Origin of the sequence: Bifidobacterium kimbladii (genome assembly GCF_032193675.1) — a bacterium.
Lineage (GTDB): Bacteria > Actinomycetota > Actinomycetes > Actinomycetales > Bifidobacteriaceae > Bombiscardovia > Bombiscardovia kimbladii.
On the sequence record NZ_JASTZZ010000004.1, the window covers coordinates 57302 to 75173 of the forward strand.

Genomic DNA, 17872 nt, shown 5'->3' on the forward strand with positions numbered 1-17872 from the left:
GGGGCCCCGCCAGCCTGGGTCACTTGGAGCGGACCCGCAGATGCAGTCCGAAGACCAGATCGGTTTCATCCAGGCGGTAGGCGGGGTCCAGCTCCGGTCCGCAGCTGTTGGAGCCTATGCCGCTTGTGGCATAGTCCAGACAGAGCACGGTCGATCCGCATTCCTCCAGCTCATGGTCGTGCCCCTTGGCGGTCAGCTCCTCCTGCGTATACGGTGAGCAGTTGAAGCTGATGGGCCCATCCCCCGCCGCCTGCAGAAGGGAGCGGTCATCCTCCACCAGGACGTAGTCGCAGCCATAATGGGAGCCGTTCTCCTGGGGCCGCAGGTAGTGCTCGACCATGCCTGATGCGGTGTTATGGAAAACGCCATAGTGGCTGGCGCGGTGCATGTCCCGGTAGCTCTCATAGGGCCCATAGCCGCAGTAGGTGACCCGCTGCAGGCTCTTGGGAAGGAAGAGCCGCAGTCCAAACCTGGGCAGATAGGGGAACTCGGGATCTCGATGCAGCTCCATCTTCAGGTCCAGTCCACCCTGGTCGCTCAGGGTCCAGGTGGCGTTGATGCTGCCCATGGGCTGAATGAAGGGGGCCACCAAGGACAGTTCGGTCTTGATTGTGGTCAATCCCCTGTCCTGATTGGTCTGCAGCTGGCAGGAGAGGGCTCTGGTGCCAGCCCGGTCGTATTCGGCCTTGCGCCATTCCTCCTTGATGGCGGCATCGTTGTCGGTGGGTGCCCGCCAGAGGTTGACCTCCATAGGAGCGGTCAGCAGGGAACGGTTGTCGATGCTCATGGATTCCACCATGCCGGTGCGGCGGTTGAAGACGTAGCGCCAGTCGGCCCCCTCCACATCGAAGCGGGCATCAGTCTGCCCGACCACCGGCCGGTGGGCGCCCCGGGCTCCACTGCCGGGGTCGGCGCTGATGACCCTGGCCACGCCATTGGACCGTTCGGGCATTCCCATATCCGCAGCTTCAAGCTGATCGAAGCCCAAAGGATGCCCCTGAGCAAGCACGGGATCGGCCTTGGCCAGGGCGTACTCCACAAGCAGGGTCAGGCGACCGTGCTCGGGCGGATCCATGGCGGGCAGGCCCACTGTGCCCTCAGCATGGGGGGCGATGTGCAGGCCGGTCCCGCGATCCAGTTCAGGCTTCCCGGAGGCCACAGGCTCCCCATCACACAGGAGGGTCCACTTCAGGCTCAGATATTCATCCAGGAAGGTGAAGTCCAAATAGTTATGCAGGGTGAGCAGCCGGGTCTGGGGATCGTAGCTGACCAGGCGGGCCGGACGGAAGACGTTCTTGAACTCCCTGAGTCCAGTGTGGGGCCGCCGGTCGGGATAGACCAGGCCATCCATGCAGAAGTTGGCATCATGGGGGTACTCGCCATGGTCTCCCCCATAGGCATAGATCCGACGGCCCTTGCGATCCCTGCCCTGGTCGATGGCATGGTCGGCCCACTCCCATATGCAGCCGCCCAGGAGCCCCGGATGAGCCTGAATGACCCGGAAGTAGTCCTCCAGATCCCCTGGGCCCAGCCCCATGGCATGGCAGTATTCGCAGAGGAAGTAAGGCTTCCGGCCCCCATCCCCGTCATCCCCGTGGCTGCTGATGCCGTGAGGACCCTCCGGCCTGAAGTAGTCCTCGATTTGCTTGATGGAGGGATACATCCGCGAGGTGATGTCCAGATTGCTGTAGTCCAGGTCCTTACGGGGCGAGCCGTGGATGGCCGACTCGTAGTGGGTCAGACGGGAGGGATCCCGAGACTTGGTCCAGGCCAGAGCCGCCTCGATGCCGCAGCCGTAGCCGCTTTCGTTGCCCATGGACCAGATCAGGATGGAGGGGTGGTTCTTGTCCCGCTCCAGGCTGCGCTGGACCCGGTCGACGATGGCCTTGGTGAAGCGCGGCTCGTCGGCGATGCGACCGTTCCAGTAATCGGGCTCCTTCCAGTCCGGACCATGGTAGAGGGCCTCGATGCCATGGGCCTCCAGGTCGGCCTCGGCGATCAGGTAGAAGCCCAGCTGATCGTAGAGGGCGTAATACTGAGGGCTGTTGGGGTAATGGGAGGTGCGGATGGCGTTGACGTTGTGCTCCTTCATCAGGGTCAGGTCGCGCATGATCTGCTTCTGGTCGATGGCGAAGCCGGTGCGCGGATCCCCGTCATGACGGTTGACCCCGTGGATCTTGATGGGGCTGCCGTTGACCTTGACCACCTGGGCGTCCACGCTGATGGTGCGCAGGCCGATGTACTCGGTGACGACCTCATCCGAGTCGCCGGAACCGGTTGAGCTGGCCCTGGTCGACAAGGTCAGCCGGTAGAGTTGGGGATCTTCGGCATTCCAAAGGCGAGGATGGCCAACCTCCATGACAAACTGCGCGGGCTCCTTGCAACCCGTCAGCTCGGTCCGGGCCACTTCCACACCATCGGGGTCGGTCAGCAGAGCCTGGATGTCCAGAGCGGCATCGTCCTGGCCCGATACGCCAGTCGGATCCAGATCCAGGGTCACACTGGCATGGCTCATGTCCTCATCGAGGTTGGTGTGGACGAACCAGTCGCGCAGACGGGCCTTGGGGCGACGCAGGATGTAGACATCGCGAAAGATGCCGCTCATGCGGAACTTGTCCTGGTCCTCCAGATAGCTGCCATCGCACCACTTGAGCACCAGGACGGCCAGCTGGTTGCGGCCTCGCTGCAGGTGGTCGGTCACGTCGAATTCGCTGGTGGCATGAGAGACCTGGCTGTAGCCGATCAGATCCCCATTGACCCAGAGATAGAAGCAGGAATCCACCCCCTCGAAATTGAGCAGGGCCCGGGGCGCTGAGGGTTCGGGCTCGTAGTCGAAGGCGCGCAGGTAGATGCCGCAGGGATTGTCGGCAGGCACCCTGGGCGGATCGAAGGGGAAGGGGTAGCGCACGTTGGTGTATTGGGGGCTGTCATAGCCCTGGGTCTGCCAGACTCCTGGTACATGGATGGGCTGGTACGCCCCTCGGCCCGCATCCCTGGAAGGGCTGTAGTCGGCTTCGAAGAAAACCGGATCCTCGGCCTCGACGGCGGACTGGACCTCGGCATCCAGCTGGTCGATGCTGGCGTAATAGCGAAAATCCCAGTCCCCATCCAGATCCAGGTACCGGTCGGAGCGCCTGCGCAGATCGCCACGCGTGTCCATGGGGGCGCCGGCTGGCACGCAATAGGCACGGTTAGGCTCGGTCCCCACATGCAGCGTGGCTGGATCCTCGTAGTAACGCGGTATGAACATGACTATTCCATCCTCCTCGGTGGCCATGGCAGCAGACGTTTCACAGGCGTGACTGTTTACGCTCACATGCGTCCATGATACCGGGGCCATAGCACAGAATTCCCGCCGGTTGTCACAGGCATCAACGCACCGGACGCGCCCTAGGTATCCCCTATGCAGATTCGAGTCCGCCCTGCCAAACATGTCTGCGCTGGTCAGGGCATAAAAAAGCCCCGCGGGCTTTCGCTCGCGGAGCTAGGAGACGACAGCCGTCTAAAGCTCAGGCCTGGGCCAGAGCCTCGACGATGTAGTTGTTGATGGTGGCCTTGACGACCTCGAGATGGTCGGACTTGTCGGCGGCAATCAGTTCGGCCTGCGGCTTGTCAAGGCTGTACTCCTCCAAGGAAGCCAGCGTGGCCGTGCCGTCCTTCACCGTCGAGCCGATGCCGGATTCGAAGGAGGAGTAGCGCTCCTGCTGCAGCTGCTCGATGTAGCCGTCCTCGTGCATCTTGGCCGCGACCAGCAGGCCAGCGGCGTAGGTGTCCATGCCCACGATGTGGGTTCTGAAGAGGTCCTCAGGCAGGAAGGAGGAGCGACGAGGCTTGGCATCGAAGTTCAGGCCTCCACGGGGCCCGATGCTCCCATTGGCCAGCACCTCCCACATGACGGCGGTGGCATCGTAGAGGTCCGAGGGGAACTCGTCCATGTCCCAGCCGATCAGCTTGTCGCCCTGGTTGGCATCCAAGGATCCCAGGAATCCAGCCTCGCGGGCCACGCGAACCTCATGCTGATAGGTGTGCATGGCCAGGTTGGCGTGGTTGCCCTCGATGTTGAGCTTGAAGTTATCCTGCAGGTCGTAGGTGCGCAGGAAGTTGATGGTGGTAGCCGCGTCGTAATCGTACTGGTGGAGCGTGGGCTCCTTGGGCTTGGGCTCGATCAGGAACTGCGCGTCGAAGCCGATCTCCTTGGCGTAGTCCACGCACATGTGGAAGAGGGCGGCCATATGGTCCTGCTCCTCCTTCATCCGGGTGTTCCAGAGGGATTCGTAGCCTTCACGGCCGCCCCAGAAGACGTAGTTCTCGGCACCGAGCCGCTTGCCGATCTCCAGGCTGTGCTTGAGCTGGCCAGCCGAATACGCATAGATGTCAGCGAAGGGCGAGGTGCCGGCGCCGGCCTCGAAACGAGGATTGGTGAAGAGCGACGAGGTGTTCCAGAGCAGCTTGACGCCCGTGTCCTTCATGGCGGCCTCGATGCGGTCAGCCACCCTGTCAAGATTGGCATCGCTCTCGCGCAGGGTGTCGCCCTCGGGAGCCAGGTCACGGTCGTGGAAGCAGAAGAAATCGACCCCCAGCTTGGTGAAGAGCTCGAAGGCGTAGTCCACCTTGGCCAGCGCCTGATCCATGGGATCGGTGTAGCGGTAGTAGGGCCTCTGCGCAGTGGGATCGCCAAAGGGATCCACCAGGCCCTGGTTGAAGGTGTGCCACCAGGCCACGGCGAAGCGCAGCCAGTCCTTCATAGGCTTGCCGGCCACCACCTTGTTCTTGTCGTAGTAACGGAAGCCCAGGCCCTCCTTGACACCCTGGCGACCCACGTATTCGATCTTGTCAACGTCCCACAGACCCATAATGCTCCTTTGCCTAATGCATTTGCCTTTACAGCGTTCACAGGGGAGGAAACCAGTTCCTGCCTCCTGAACAATAAGAGTAGAGGGCTGGATCGATTTTGTCAATTCGTTGAATTATATACTTGTCTAGTCTTTCTCCGTTACTGTCTGCGGCTTACCTTCAGGAAAGATGATGGCGTACACGGGAAAGTAAATGACCATTTGCACGCCGCCGTTGATCACGGTGATCAGCACGTTATAAACCGACGGCGGAAAGAAGCGTTTGCAGACAGGCACATACAGCCCCATCAGTACAGAGCAGACGACGGTGATGGCGACAAAGGCGATGATGTACCAGAAAATCTGATACCAGACATTGCCATGCGACTTGAAAGTGACATTGCGCTGCATAGGAAAATTGACACATTGGGCAACAAAGAGGGTAAACGCAAAGGCAGCAAAATATCCCATGCCGCCAGTGGCATCGCCAGTCACCGGGTAATCGAACACATAGGTGTCCACAATGCCAAGATGAATATGTCCAAGCTGAGCAGGTATCGAACACCAATCCGTAAGCCGATAGACGACCTCCGGCAGAAAAGTCAGCATCAAATATTGCAAAAGCGTCACCAGCAGGGAGAAAGCGTAAAAAGTTAGAAACTGCGCGATCCGCCGATGACGGGATGCAAATCGTCTCCACTGCTGGGCTAGAACCGAACGGATGTCATGCATGGCTCTCCTCCGTTGTCGACTCCTCATCACGTATCGGAATGCAGATGGCGGCTTGATGACGGCCGTCGGAGATCTCAAAGTCAAACTTTGCCGGACCCTGGAGACCAGCTGACCGATCGGCCTGCACCACTGCCAATGCCTGGCCGTAATAGCTGCGCGTATGCCCCTTGAGAAATCCCTCGGGGTTATACGGTGCCGCACATCCAAGGGCCAGCAACCGACCGCCTTGTACATGGCCGACCAGCTCCCCCTGGACCATCGGCTTGTCGATGCCTTGATCATCCGTGTATCTCACCCGTAGGAAACACAGCCCGCCTGGACGTACATACTCTCGATCGGCAACTAAGGTAATCATCGTCTCTGTCCCGGCAGAGCGTAGCTCCCGTCGGCCAATCAACTGACCAGACCGGTCGTATGCCAGGGCTTCCAACACCCCGTGCTCATAAGGGCAGGAAAAGCGGAATCTGGTGCCTTCATGCGAACGCGAACGCCCCACGCAACGTCCATTGAGCATCAAGGCGACCTCATACGCTCGGGCATACACCTCTACTTGTGCAGTCCGGCCCTCGCACCCATCCCAACTCCATGAATCCAGAGCATCGGTCATCTTCCAAGCGCTGGGGGAATGCCGCTCCCCCGCATGATTGACGGGGCGGACCGCAAGATAAGGACCAGTCTCAGCCCCTAATGCCACACGCGTATACAGGGCCTCCCCCAAGGGCCTGCCGGTCAGGTCCAGACGTCCGGAACCTGCAGTAAGCCAACCGAAACCGCTGAACTGTGGCGCCTCCTGCCGATACTCCCAGGCTCCTACACCAACTTCGCCCAGATAGTCCATTCCCGCCCAGACGAAGTCGCCGATCAGACGTGGATTCCGGTGAGCCAGACGCATGAATTCGTCGGCATCGCTGCAGAAGGTCTCGGTGCCCAAAATAAGCCGATGAGGGTACCGACGCAGATCACCTGCGTACCGTTTGATCCCATAGTTGTACCCAGCCACATCCATGCAGGCGAAGGCTCCGCGCGTCCGACGGTCGCAGGCTGGCAGGGTGGCCCCAGTCTTCATGAAATTCGCTCCCATGATTCCCGCCATGTCGTTGAAGAACTGGCTGCCTACAGCACCACGATGCCTGTTCTGCTCGGAGCCTGCATTTCGTTTGGCACCCTGCGCAGCCTCCTTTGCGGCTTTTTTATCCGAATACACCCCTAGTCCGATGGAGCTCAGGAAGTTGAAGAAGATATTAACGCCACATGTCACAGGCCGACCGGCATCCAGCCCGTGTAGAACCTCAACCATGCGTCTGGTCAGTCCAATCCCCTTCGACTGTGCGGTTTCGCTGACCTCGTTGCCGATGGAATACATGATGACCGACGGATGGTTGAAGTCCTTGGCCACCATGTCGGTCAGATCCCGACGCCACCATCGTGGAAAGTACTGCACATAGTCATGCACGGTCTTGTGTATGTACCAGTGGTCTATGTACTCGTCCAGCACCAGCATGCCCAGACGGTCGCAGGCCTCCAGAAGGCTCTTGGAACAGGGGTTGTGAGCGCTGCGGATGGCGTTGTAGCCGTTATGCTTGAGCAGCCTCACCTTCCGCTCCTCGGCCTCGGGCCAAGCGCAGGCGCCAAGAATCCCGTTGTCATGATGGACGCAGGCCCCTTTGAGGATTCTACGCACACCATTGATGAGCAAACCCTGATCCCCCCAGGCGACAGTCCGTATACCGAACCTAGCCCGCGCCCGGTCCTGGCAGCCCGAGGAGGAGACGAAGAGGACCTGGCATTCATACAGCGAAGGGCTCTCAGGACTCCATGGGTTCGCTTCAGGAAGATTGATATCCGCCTGGGCCCTTCCTACCGCATCCACAGGAACCTCGACATCAGCCAAGGATTCTCCCTGTTGCACACCAGTGGGCAGAATGCTGATCTGCGCAGTCCCCGCGGACGAGGCCTGCAGAGACACGTGAATGGCACAAGGATCGGTGCCCAGGGTGGAGACTTTGATGCCGTCGGGGCAGATGTATTGCGCCCCAGCGGTCCACAGCGTGACGGGGCGGTAGATGCCCGCTCCTGAGTACCAGCGGGAATTCGGCTGTTCGGCATTGCGCGCGACAACACGAATCAGCCCCTTGCCGCCTGGCTGTATCTTCCCGCTCAGGTCGACGAAAAAACCCGTGTACCCATAGGGATGGAAGCTCAGTTTGCAATCGTCCAGCCAAACTTCGCTGTGTTGATATACACCCTCGAACTCCAGAATCATCGTGTCATGCGGGCCCAGCTTATCCGTGCGGATTTCCTTGACGTATTCATAGTCACGCCCCACAAACCATCCGCTGTTGGCGCCACTCGGCGCATCAGGTCTCCGGGGCTCCCCCAGCATGGCATCGTGGGGAATCTCCACAGATGTCCAAGACTCGTCCTTCTCCTGGAAATGGCGGTATCGCCACCCCTGGTTCCATTCAGTTGCTTCCATGAAGTTCCTTCACCGCGTCGTAAGGTCTCGCCAGCCGCCATCCACTGAAAGCGGAATGGCAGCCGACAAGACCGGTTCGAGAAAAGGCCAGCCGATGCTCCTAGAACTGGCGCCGACCCCTACTACATCCTTGAGAATCAGACTTTAGCCCCAGAGTCTGCCGGAATGGCGACCGGTCGGGGCTTACCGCAGAAACGGACAATTACTGCCACGATGGCCACCGCATATCCCACAACTCCAACAATGGACCAATTGAGCGCCGTCTGCTCAGACGGAGGGTAATTGACGGGGATGAAATAGACATCCGCCGCCAATCTGACCCGCGACATGGCAAATACTGCGAAGGCGATCAACAGGAGCACCTCAGCCGCAAGGGACCTTATGGAAGCCACAGTACTTTGCCCTCCATCAAGCCGGGCCAGCTCGACCGGGGCCAGGCACACCCATGCCAGCAGTGTGCAGACGATCACGACTGCGCTCAGCCCTTTCCCAGCAAGATACCCCGTCATTGAAGAGGCCAGGTAAATAGCCAAGCCCACCAGGGAACACACCAATGCCGTCCAAAGGCTGCCTTTACGTTCCATGCGCCACCTGATCATCGAGCACCTCCTTCGTCAACATCCACACCAGATCGAAGCGATTTCCCTGATGAACGTCGCCAATCCAGTACGCAACCAACCAATCCAAGCAGGGTAGCCAGAGCTGTAAGGGCGATGCCCGCAAGATACAATCCACGCCACCAGGTGAGCGTGTTCTGTGTATGCGTAGTCTCGTTGACACCATTCATCGCATTGGAGTTGGCCAGCGCCCACAAAGCGTAATGAATATCCTTCCGGATGGCCGACAGCATGGCTTTGTCGGAGCTCAGGGTTTCAGGATTCCAATATTCGACCCCCTGATTACCGAATCCGCAAAAGGCTGTGGTTCCTGCTAACAGCGACTCCTTTGGGGAAGCATGAGGCGAAACCGAGGTGAAGTCGGTTACCGAGTAGCCGGTGAATCCCCATTCATTCCGCATGATGTCGTTCATGACACCGGCATTGGCACTGGATGCCACGGCACCTATACGGTTGTAGGAAGTCATTACACCCAAGGCTCCCTGACGATAGTCGCCGTGCGGGTGAGCACGGCCGTCGAAGTCGTCCGGTTTGCCCTTGGCCTCAAAAGCCTGTTGGATATTGCGCAGATCCATCTCGCGAGCCTTCTGTTCGCTCATGAAGACCGCAATGCCTGAACGATTGATTTCCTGATCGTTGAAGGCGGCATGCTTGATATTGACCAGGGTGCCCTTGGATTGCGCCCCTTGAGTGACTGCGCTTCCCATATATCCCGAAAGAATGGGGTCTTCGGAATAATATTCGACTGCGCGGGAATTATAGGCATGCCGATGCAGATTCATGGCCGGGCCGATCATGATTGGAAGATTGAAGACCAGGCTGCTTTCGCCCAAAGTGATCTGGCCGTGCCGGTAGCCCAGAGCCTTGTTCCAGGAATATGCCAGGTTGACGGGCGATGGGGCTACACGAGAACCCTTGTCTGCATATTTGTCGGCATCGGCATAGAGTTTGCCGCGATAAGTACCCTCCTTGAGGTAATGCGAGTCCGAGCCGCCGGGACCGTCATCTGCCATCATCTCCTGAAGCCCGACAGAGGGCATGGCGCCTATGGCGTGGAAGGCCTTTTCAGCAAACGACATGAATTCCTTGACCGGAACCTTGTCTACGACTTCTTTCCACCGAGGATCATCGAACCGGGCGTTCTTCATATCATTGATGGTCAGGGAGCTCGAGCCATTCCCCGTCTGAGCCTTCTTGGCATCAGCATTGTGCTTCAGGGGCACAAAATCATTGTTGAGCAAAGTCGCCAGTCGTCCATCGGCCTTGAACCCTTTGTAGGTTGAGGGGAAGGTGCCGGACCAGTCGGATCTGGTCAGATACGTGACGCTCCCTGGCTTGAAGGCGTTGTAATCCAAAGCGTAATCGCCGCGAGAAAGATGGTTGACGATCTTTTTACCGGTCTTCGCAGTAGAGAAGGTCTTGTCATCTATTCCACCCTGCCAGGACCAGCGGTAGGCCTTGGCAGCATCTGCATGCCCTCCAGGCACCGATGCTCCTTGGGCAGCAAGTACTGAGTTCAAGGCCTGGTGTGCGTCATCGCCGATGGCGATGAAGTAGTCGCCTGGATCCAGAATGTAAGTGCCGGCACCGGAGGTATCATAGCTAGCCAAGTTGGCCAAATCGACTGTCATGGTCACGGTCTGGCTTTCTCCGGGTTTGAGCACGTCGGTCTTTGCAAAGTCGAGCAGGGCTATGGCCGATTTCTCAACATGCTGCCGACGGTCATAGTCAGTGTAGGGCGCAGAGCCATAGACTTGGACCACTGATTTGCCTTTGCGCTCACCCGTGTTGGATACGGTTACGCGCACCTTTGCCGTTCGCTTGTCCCCAGCAATTTTTACAGAATCCAAATGCTGACGGAAGTTCGTATAGCTCAGGCCGTATCCAAATGGATACACAACCTCATGGTCATAGGACCACTCCCCATCAGCGGCGGCCGGAGCGCCATCACCGTCGGACCAGGTCCCTGCCTTGGCCTGTTTGCCGCCCTTGCCGCCAACTATGTCTGCATACCTGGTCTCGTAGTACCGGTAACCGGTGTAAATGCCCTCGGCCTCTATAAGATAGGAATTGACCGCGGCTTCCTTGGAGAAGTCGGCTGCATTGGCCCAGGGAATATTGCCGTAATTGCCCATGGCCGGCGCCAAAGCACTGTTGCGGGCCATGACATCACCCAATCGCGCCGAGGGCGACACCACTCCGGTAAGCACATCAGCCAGGGACTCGAAGCCATAAGCTCCAGGGAAGCCAATCCACATGATGGCGCTGATCCGCGGGTCATCCTTCAGATCGCCTATCTCCATGGGGTTGACGGAGTTGATGAGGACAACGACCTTCTTGAAGTGAGACTCCGCCTCGCCGATAATCTCCTTCTCTTTTTGAGACAAGGCCAATATATTGCCGGTCGAAGTCGAGACACCGGTCGCAAGGCCGCGCTTGCCTGGATAATATCCATCGCCGTTTTCGCCACCAGGCCGGCCGACCACGACAATAGCCGCATCGCCAAACTGTGCATATTGCGATCTGAAGTCCGGATTGAGGCCGGTCAATTCATCAATCGATAATTCACACGGATCGTTATATTTGGTGATTTCCGCGTATTCAGGCAATATGCCACCACCGAACTTGGGAACCGTCCACTTCTTGCCTTTGAAATACTGCTGATATGCCTGGAGCGTGGACGGATTCAGACGCAGTCCCTTCTTGGTAAAAGCCTGGGTGATCTGCTCAGTGGAATGCCCGTCAGTGACGGAACCTCCCGAGCTGCCATAGATTGGCGCGAATCCTCTGATGCCCAGCATGGTCACCTTCGCATGCTCGGCAAGCGGCAGAGCCTCGTGGTCATTCTTGAGCAGGGCGAAAGTTTCAGGCGCCTCCTGAAGAGCTTCTCTTCTGAAACCTTGATATGCGCTTTTTGCGGTTTTGAATTCGGAGGCGTAGGTCCAAGCGTCCTTGCCGTGGGCGGATTGATCAGTGACGATTCTCTGGCTCCGAGTGCCGAAAAAGGCATCGATCGATGTTCTATAAGTCTCCATGACGAGGCTCGCCATAATGACCAAAGCGAGCAACAGGGCTCCGACGGACGTCATCGCCCTCCATAGCCGTGATTTCTTCGACATGTATTCTCCTTTTCTCACATTGGCCGCAGGTTATGGCCGTCGCCCTCATTGGCCAACGCGTCACCCCGACCGCTGCGGAATTCATTCTTCAACCGGCAGGTTCCACCAGCAAGGCCAAGTGCCTGAATGGTCGAATTACGGCCTCGAACGTCAAGAAGCGCTTGGCAGAACAATGGTGAGAATGAACAAGTGGTCCTCAGCCTTGATGAACATCTTGCCATGGTATCGTTTGGCAATCATCGACATAGAGCGCAGACCAAAACCGTGATCACGCACATCACCCTTGGTGGTCATAGGCAACCCATTGACGAACCTGATTTCGCCAGGGAAGGGATTCTCGACCCGGATAAGCACCATGCCCACGCGTTTTTTCACATCAAGGCTGATATACCGGCCATCTTCCGGTTCGAAATTAGCGAGCGCCTCCAATGCATTATCCATGGCGTTGCCGAAGAGCGCATAAACATCAGTAGGATTCATGAACCTGAGCAAAGCCCCGTCTATCATCCTATCGAACCTTATGCCACGACGTTCACAGACCAGAGCCTTCTGAGTCAGCAGCACATCCAAAGCATCATTGCCAGTGTGCACCGAAGAATCATAGACATCTACCAGATTGGTAAGACTGTTCATCTGATCGGAGGATAGCACTTGGCCATACTGGGTGATCTGTTTTTTCAAATCATGCGCTTTTACATTAACCAGCTCAATGGTTTCCTTAGAGGCCGACATCTGCCTGCGTTGTTGACGAAGCAGCTGACGAAGCAGCTCCCCCTCGTACCGCGCCTCCTGCTTGTCTTCCAGACCAATGCACAGCGAGAGCAGAAGAATGCAGGCCAGGATATCGAAGGCGCTAAAAACACCTGTGACCAGAGGCCCAATGGGCGGCCTTATGGCATTGATTACATTGGTGAAGACGCTGACGCACAAAAACATGCCGGCCAGCATGGCCAGCAGCGATTGTCCTTCGATGCGGATTTCACGATGATTTTTGAGCTTTCTCGCCCAGAGCAGGTACGAGCACAGCAGCATAGGCATCAAGGCGAGACCGTAGACTGATGGCAGAAAGGACGCGCTCACTCTGCCTGTGGATATTAAAGTCACCATCGTTGCACCGCGATAACATAGATGCTGGGTTGTGCCTCCAAGCACGAAATACAGGAGGTCCTGCCGCAAATCCACTCGCCAGATGACCGCGATCCAGAGAGCCAGCAGTAGGAAAACCACCAGGTTATCGACCATAGCCAACCAAGGGGAATCACGCGCGTATCTGTTCCATACGACGGATTGTGCGAGCATAACCACCAGCACCATACCGCCCCAAAAGATACCCCGCCTGCGCCGTTCCAAACGATAGGTATAGAGGAGTGTGGCAATCACAATCTCGAAGATGAATCCGTTCTGCCGAAGAAACAGCAGAGCGAGATCCAGTATCCGTTGAACCGTCATGTCCGACCCATGGAGTTTGGGCGCACCATCTCATTTTCCCTAGCTAACTCTAGAGCCAGGGACTGCATGAACTGCCTGCGATGCGATCTGCCAATAGTCAGATGGCAGTCACCTGTGACTATCAACTGCGTGCCTTTGACAGCCAGGATGTGGCGCACATTGACCAAATAAGCCTTATTGCATCGTAGGAATCCATGATCAGCCAGCTGATCCTGAACGGCTTTCAATGTACCGGTGGCCTCCACCGATTCACCGTCACCGTGATAGACCAGCCTATGACCACGGACTTCAATATAAACTATGTCCACTAGACGCAATCGCCGTATGCCGTCCCGCCTATTCACCGTGATAGTTGAGGCGCCCTGCTGAATAAGAGCGACGGCCCTATCCAATTTCCGGCAAAACTCGGTGTAGCCAACTGGCTTGACCATGTAAGCCAAGGCATCTACCTCGTAGCCAAGAACCGCATACTGGGCCATGTTCGTCACGAATATCAGCACCACGTATCGATCCAAATTCCGCAAGCGCCGGGCCGCTTCCATGCCATCCATGTTGGGAAGCTGGATGTCCATGAGGACCAGATCCCAATTGGGACGGTATCCCTGGAGAAACGCGGTTGGTTCGGAGAAAACCACAACCTTGATGCCCAGACCGCACTCGTTTCCGTACCGCCGCAAGTACTCCGACAGGGTGCTGGCAGCAGATGGGTCATCTTCGACCAGAGCCACCCTGAGCATAGAACCTCCTGTCAACCCCGCTCTGGAATAGCACCATTGTATCGGAACAAGGGACCATCGCGGCCGATCCGATCAGAAATTCGTCCCTCGTCGCAAAAGGTTAGTGAAGCACCAGACCAGAGAGGCGATCTATCCCAGTTCCGATGCACGGCTGACCTAATGCCAGAGAGCGGCCAAGACTCGAACCAGATCTCCAAAGCATCCGCCAGATCCCTGTTGGCCCTGGCATCCGGAGCTCCAGACGGAACGCCAAGGCGAACGGCCAGGCTGCAACCTAGTGCGTTGAAGAAGCGTTGACCATCAACAACCATCAACTGAGCTTGGAGAGTTCTGCACGCATCAGCAGGCATCTAGCGGCGGCCCTGCACGATTGCGCAAAGCAATTAGCAGACCCCGGCGAGCGTTGTCTGCATCGGCATACGAATCCAATTCAGACATGCCTAACAATGCGGAGACGAGGAAGTCGGCCACATCCTGGTGCAGTCCGCCACGGCCGTCATCCAGCTCCCAGTAGCGCATCATGTCATCCCAGACGAAGACCGCATTTGAGCCTGACTGGATCAGTGCCGGCAGACGCCCCCGTCACATCCCCATAGATCAGCAGGCCCAGATCCCTGAATCCGCGAGCGTGCAGGTTGGCATAATCGTTGACAAAGGCGAAATCGAGGGCACCAACTCGATGCCCCGAAGGGCACAGTAGTCATCAAAGTCGATGATCTGCCCCGGCTCCAGAAGGTTGTGCTACTCCAAACCTCGCTTATGCCCGGGAACACCATGGTGCGTTCGATGTAGAGTTGCAGGTGATTCGACTTGGACAGGGCCAATATGTCCGCCCAGCGCCGCAGCTAGTCCATGGTAGGCACCCGACCGCATGTGACATCGAGGCTGTAGATACGTGTTAGGTAGGCGGATCGGTCCTGGATGTGCAGAGCCAGAAGCACCAGACCGCATTGCATGATGATCTGGCGAAGGGTCTGCACTCCCCCAATGCAGCCCCTGACGGTCGCCGCCGCAGATATCCACAATTGAGCGGCCGTCCCTTTAATTGACGATGCTCAGAAGACACTCTTGAGAGCCGAGTTGTTGATCCAGGCCCGGACTGATTGCCCCATTCCAAGCCTGCCCTCGCAAATGATCCCAGACCATCCCCGTAGCCTGTTTAATGGTATCTATCATGACCACTCAGAACGGAGCCCAGCTTCTGGTCAACTGCTGGACCGCTGAGAATTCTGCCCGCCACCGGCAACAGCAGCTACCTGGTTCCCTTCACAAATGGAACTGCCGGAGAATCAGGGCCGACGGTCCCCCCCCCCAGACGGATCGGCGACGGTGTGGATGTCATTATCAAGAGTCATGCTCCATACCTTTCCTACAACAGATCGGTACCGACGACAAAGTATCGTCGGCGAGCTCCAGTTATGGCCATCGATGGTTCCACCATCTACCCAAACGCCTGGAACGAGGAGCGATTCCGGCAAAGCCGAATATCCGCCGCACAAGCAGCATCCGCACAGGACGACTAGCCTGCAGGAACCTTCGATCCAACGCATTGGCGAAGAAGTAGACGCGGGCGAACTTCTTGGCTGACGATGACGCGGCCAACAATTGAATTGCCTGTGCGGAGAAACCTTGAACAGCTAGAACAGTTTGCGTAAGGATAATAAACGATGTTAATATATAAACGCTGTTCATAAAGTGCGCGAAGATCGCGTGACGGTACCACTCAAGGAGGAGGTCGATATGCGCAGCAGCACCTACGCCAGCACGCCGAAGGCCATTTCCGAGCTCAACCAGTCACGCATCGTCCAGTATCTGCACCAGCAAGGCACCAGTTCGCGAGCCCAAATGGCCCGGGACCTCGATCTGACACCGGCAGCCATAGGCAAGCTGGTGGCCCGCCTGATGAGTCTGGGCCTTATCAGCGAGACTGGCAGTATGGACTCAGAGGGCGGCCGCCGATCCATCGGCCTGGCCCTGAACGCCGACCGCTACCAGGTCATCGGAGTCAAGTTCGCCCGCAGCCTGGTCAGCATCGGACTGTTCGACATCAGCGGTCGCCTGCTGGACTCGGAGGAGCTACCCCCCGTCGACCCCGGCAACATCCCAGGTGCCGTAGCCGATGTCCGAACCCGAGTGGCAGGACGACTTGAGACGAACCCCGCCATCGTGGCTGTGGGCATGGCCGTGCCGGGCCCTTATCTGCGCGAGAGTGGACGCATCGCCCTGGTCACCAGCATGCCCGGCTGGCGCAGCGTGGACTTTATCCACGAATTCGGTCAGGCCTTCCGCGTACCCACCTTCATCGAGCAGGACGCTCGGGCCGGGGCACTGGCCCAGAGCCTGTTCGACCCCCGCGTGAGTGCATCCAGCATGGCCTACTTCCTGGTGGGCGAAGGCGTAGGGCTGGGAGTCATAGACAGGGGTGCCCTGGTGGACGGCAGCCAGGGAGCGGCCACCGAGATCGGCCACGTCAGCATCGATCTGAACGGCCTGCCCTGCGAGTGCGGCAACCGTGGCTGCCTGGAATGCTACTGCTCGGCTGTAGCCATCCACCGCCGCATGTGTCAGCCGGATGTGCGGAATCACTTCCCCGGAGTCGAGGCCATGACCCACGCCAAGGCATGTGCGAGCCTGTTCGACCAAGCCCGATCGGGTCAACAGGCCGCCCAAGCGCTGGTGGATCAGATAGCCGACTACGTGGGCTATGGCTGCGTGACCATCGTCAACGCCTACAACCCCGCCCAGATTGTCATCGGAGATATGGTGGCCGCCGCCGGAAACCGCTTGCTGGAACGGGTTCGGTCCATAGTCTCCCAGCGCGCCCTGCCTGGCCTGCGCGAACACACACAGATCCTGCTTTCCCGCCTTCCCATCGACGCCACGCTGACCGGCGCTGCGGCAGTGGCGGCCAGCCAATTTTTGGAGCACCCGGCCAGCATGGGCCGCACAGCTGTGAAATCAACAAGCACAAGGCGGGCGCATCACCCGTCGTCAGGAAAGGAACACCATGACCAGTAAACCCATGGTCCTCAGCATCGGCGAGATCCTGTGGGACGTTCTGCCTACAGGCAAGCGGGCCGGTGGCGCACCGGTCAACTTCAGCTACCATGCAGCCAAGAACGGGGCGGAAGGCTATGCCATCAGCGCCGTAGGACGCGACGACCTGGGCCGGGAGCTCGAGGAGGCTGTTCACCAGGCCGGCGTCGATGCCGTGCTGCAGCACAACGACCATCCCACCAGCACCGTCGAAGTCCAGCTGACCGAGGGCATCCCCCAGTACGTCTTCAAACCGGATGTGGCCTGGGATCATCTGGAGTACACGGATGACCTGGCTGGACTGGCCAGCAAGGCCGATGCCGTCTGCTATGGCACGCTGAGCATGCGCAACAGCAAGTCCCGCGAAACCTGCCTGCAGGTCCTTCGTCACACCAAGAGCCATGCCATGCGCTTCTTCGACATCAACCTGCGAGGCACCTTCTACAGCAAGGACCTGATCCAGGAGCTGCTGGACATGGCCACGGTCTTCAAGCTCAACGACGAGGAGCTGGCCACCCTGCGCGACATGTTCCATGTTCCCGGAGCCACCGACGACGAGCTCTGCCGCTGGTTCATGGACCAGTGGCACTTGGACACCATCGTGCTGACCGCCGGCAGCGACTACAGCACGATCTATCTGGCGGACGGCCAGTCCTCCCACCTGCCTACGCCTGAGATCACCGTGGCTGACACGGTCGGGGCCGGCGATGCCTTCTCCGGCACCTTCGCCATCAACCGCCTGCTGGGGGCCTCCCTGACCCAGGCCCACCGGGCTGCCGTCAACACCGCCGCCTTCGTCTGCACCCAACAAGGCGCCTGGCCCGAATATCCCGAGCATATCCCCGACTATCTGGGCCAGCAGGGTCAGTGATCC

General features: G+C 58.4%; 10 protein-coding genes. 2 read left to right on the forward strand and 8 right to left on the reverse strand.

The window, feature by feature from the left end:
- Positions 1-19 precede the first annotated feature (19 nt).
- From QRX41_RS06230 to QRX41_RS06265, 8 genes are all read right to left on the reverse strand, one after another.
- Positions 20-3250: a glycoside hydrolase family 2 TIM barrel-domain containing protein gene (locus QRX41_RS06230; protein ID WP_313839558.1), complete on the reverse strand. Its 3231-nt coding sequence runs from the start codon at positions 3248-3250 to the stop codon at positions 20-22.
- A 259-nt stretch (positions 3251-3509) separates the two neighbouring features.
- The gene (gene xylA, locus QRX41_RS06235) at positions 3510-4853 is read right to left on the reverse strand and encodes a xylose isomerase (protein ID WP_313839396.1); all 1344 of its coding nucleotides are present in this window, start codon (positions 4851-4853) and stop codon (positions 3510-3512) included.
- Positions 4854-4979: 126 nt separating this feature from the next.
- Positions 4980-5564: a hypothetical protein gene (locus QRX41_RS06240; protein WP_313839398.1), complete on the reverse strand. Its 585-nt coding sequence runs from the start codon at positions 5562-5564 to the stop codon at positions 4980-4982.
- The gene (locus tag QRX41_RS06245) at positions 5557-8040 is read right to left on the reverse strand and encodes a glycoside hydrolase family 2 TIM barrel-domain containing protein (RefSeq protein WP_313839400.1); all 2484 of its coding nucleotides are present in this window, start codon (positions 8038-8040) and stop codon (positions 5557-5559) included. Before QRX41_RS06245 ends, QRX41_RS06240 begins: the two co-directional genes overlap by 8 nt.
- Positions 8041-8177: 137 nt before the next feature.
- Positions 8178-8639 carry a hypothetical protein gene (locus QRX41_RS06250; protein ID WP_313839401.1) on the reverse strand — a complete coding sequence of 154 codons (462 nt, stop codon included), beginning with the start codon at positions 8637-8639 and terminating at the stop codon, positions 8178-8180.
- The gene (locus tag QRX41_RS06255; protein WP_313839402.1) at positions 8636-11692 is read right to left on the reverse strand and encodes a glycoside hydrolase family 3 C-terminal domain-containing protein; all 3057 of its coding nucleotides are present in this window, start codon (positions 11690-11692) and stop codon (positions 8636-8638) included. The genes QRX41_RS06250 and QRX41_RS06255 overlap by 4 nt, the downstream gene beginning before the upstream one ends.
- 234 nt (positions 11693-11926) lie before the next feature.
- A complete protein-coding gene (locus QRX41_RS06260; RefSeq protein WP_313839404.1) occupies positions 11927-13225 on the reverse strand; it encodes an ATP-binding protein in 1299 nt (432 codons plus the stop codon).
- Entirely contained in the window at positions 13222-13962 is a 741-nt protein-coding gene (locus QRX41_RS06265; protein WP_313839406.1) for a LytR/AlgR family response regulator transcription factor, read from the reverse strand. Before QRX41_RS06265 ends, QRX41_RS06260 begins: the two co-directional genes overlap by 4 nt.
- Before the next feature lie 1740 nt (positions 13963-15702).
- Between QRX41_RS06265 and QRX41_RS06270 the strand changes: the two genes are divergently transcribed.
- A complete protein-coding gene (locus QRX41_RS06270; protein ID WP_313839559.1) occupies positions 15703-16980 on the forward strand; it encodes an ROK family transcriptional regulator in 1278 nt (425 codons plus the stop codon).
- Positions 16970-17869: a carbohydrate kinase family protein gene (locus tag QRX41_RS06275; RefSeq protein WP_144085500.1), complete on the forward strand. Its 900-nt coding sequence runs from the start codon at positions 16970-16972 to the stop codon at positions 17867-17869. Before QRX41_RS06270 ends, QRX41_RS06275 begins: the two co-directional genes overlap by 11 nt.
- The last annotated feature ends 3 nt before the right edge of the window (positions 17870-17872 follow it).

Coding starts and splice junctions, on each gene's coding strand:
- QRX41_RS06250 (WP_313839401.1), bottom strand. CDS start 8,639: ATGATCAGGTGGCGCATGGAACGTAAAGGCAGCCTTTGGACGGCATTG.
- QRX41_RS06245 (WP_313839400.1), bottom strand. CDS start 8,040: ATGGAAGCAACTGAATGGAACCAGGGGTGGCGATACCGCCATTTCCAG.
- QRX41_RS06240 (WP_313839398.1), bottom strand. CDS start 5,564: ATGCATGACATCCGTTCGGTTCTAGCCCAGCAGTGGAGACGATTTGCA.
- QRX41_RS06230 (WP_313839558.1), bottom strand. CDS start 3,250: ATGTTCATACCGCGTTACTACGAGGATCCAGCCACGCTGCATGTGGGG.
- QRX41_RS06265 (WP_313839406.1), bottom strand. CDS start 13,962: ATGCTCAGGGTGGCTCTGGTCGAAGATGACCCATCTGCTGCCAGCACC.
- QRX41_RS06275 (WP_144085500.1), top strand. CDS start 16,970: ATGACCAGTAAACCCATGGTCCTCAGCATCGGCGAGATCCTGTGGGAC.
- QRX41_RS06255 (WP_313839402.1), bottom strand. CDS start 11,692: ATGGAGACTTATAGAACATCGATCGATGCCTTTTTCGGCACTCGGAGC.
- QRX41_RS06270 (WP_313839559.1), top strand. CDS start 15,703: ATGCGCAGCAGCACCTACGCCAGCACGCCGAAGGCCATTTCCGAGCTC.
- xylA (WP_313839396.1), bottom strand. CDS start 4,853: ATGGGTCTGTGGGACGTTGACAAGATCGAATACGTGGGTCGCCAGGGT.
- QRX41_RS06260 (WP_313839404.1), bottom strand. CDS start 13,225: ATGACGGTTCAACGGATACTGGATCTCGCTCTGCTGTTTCTTCGGCAG.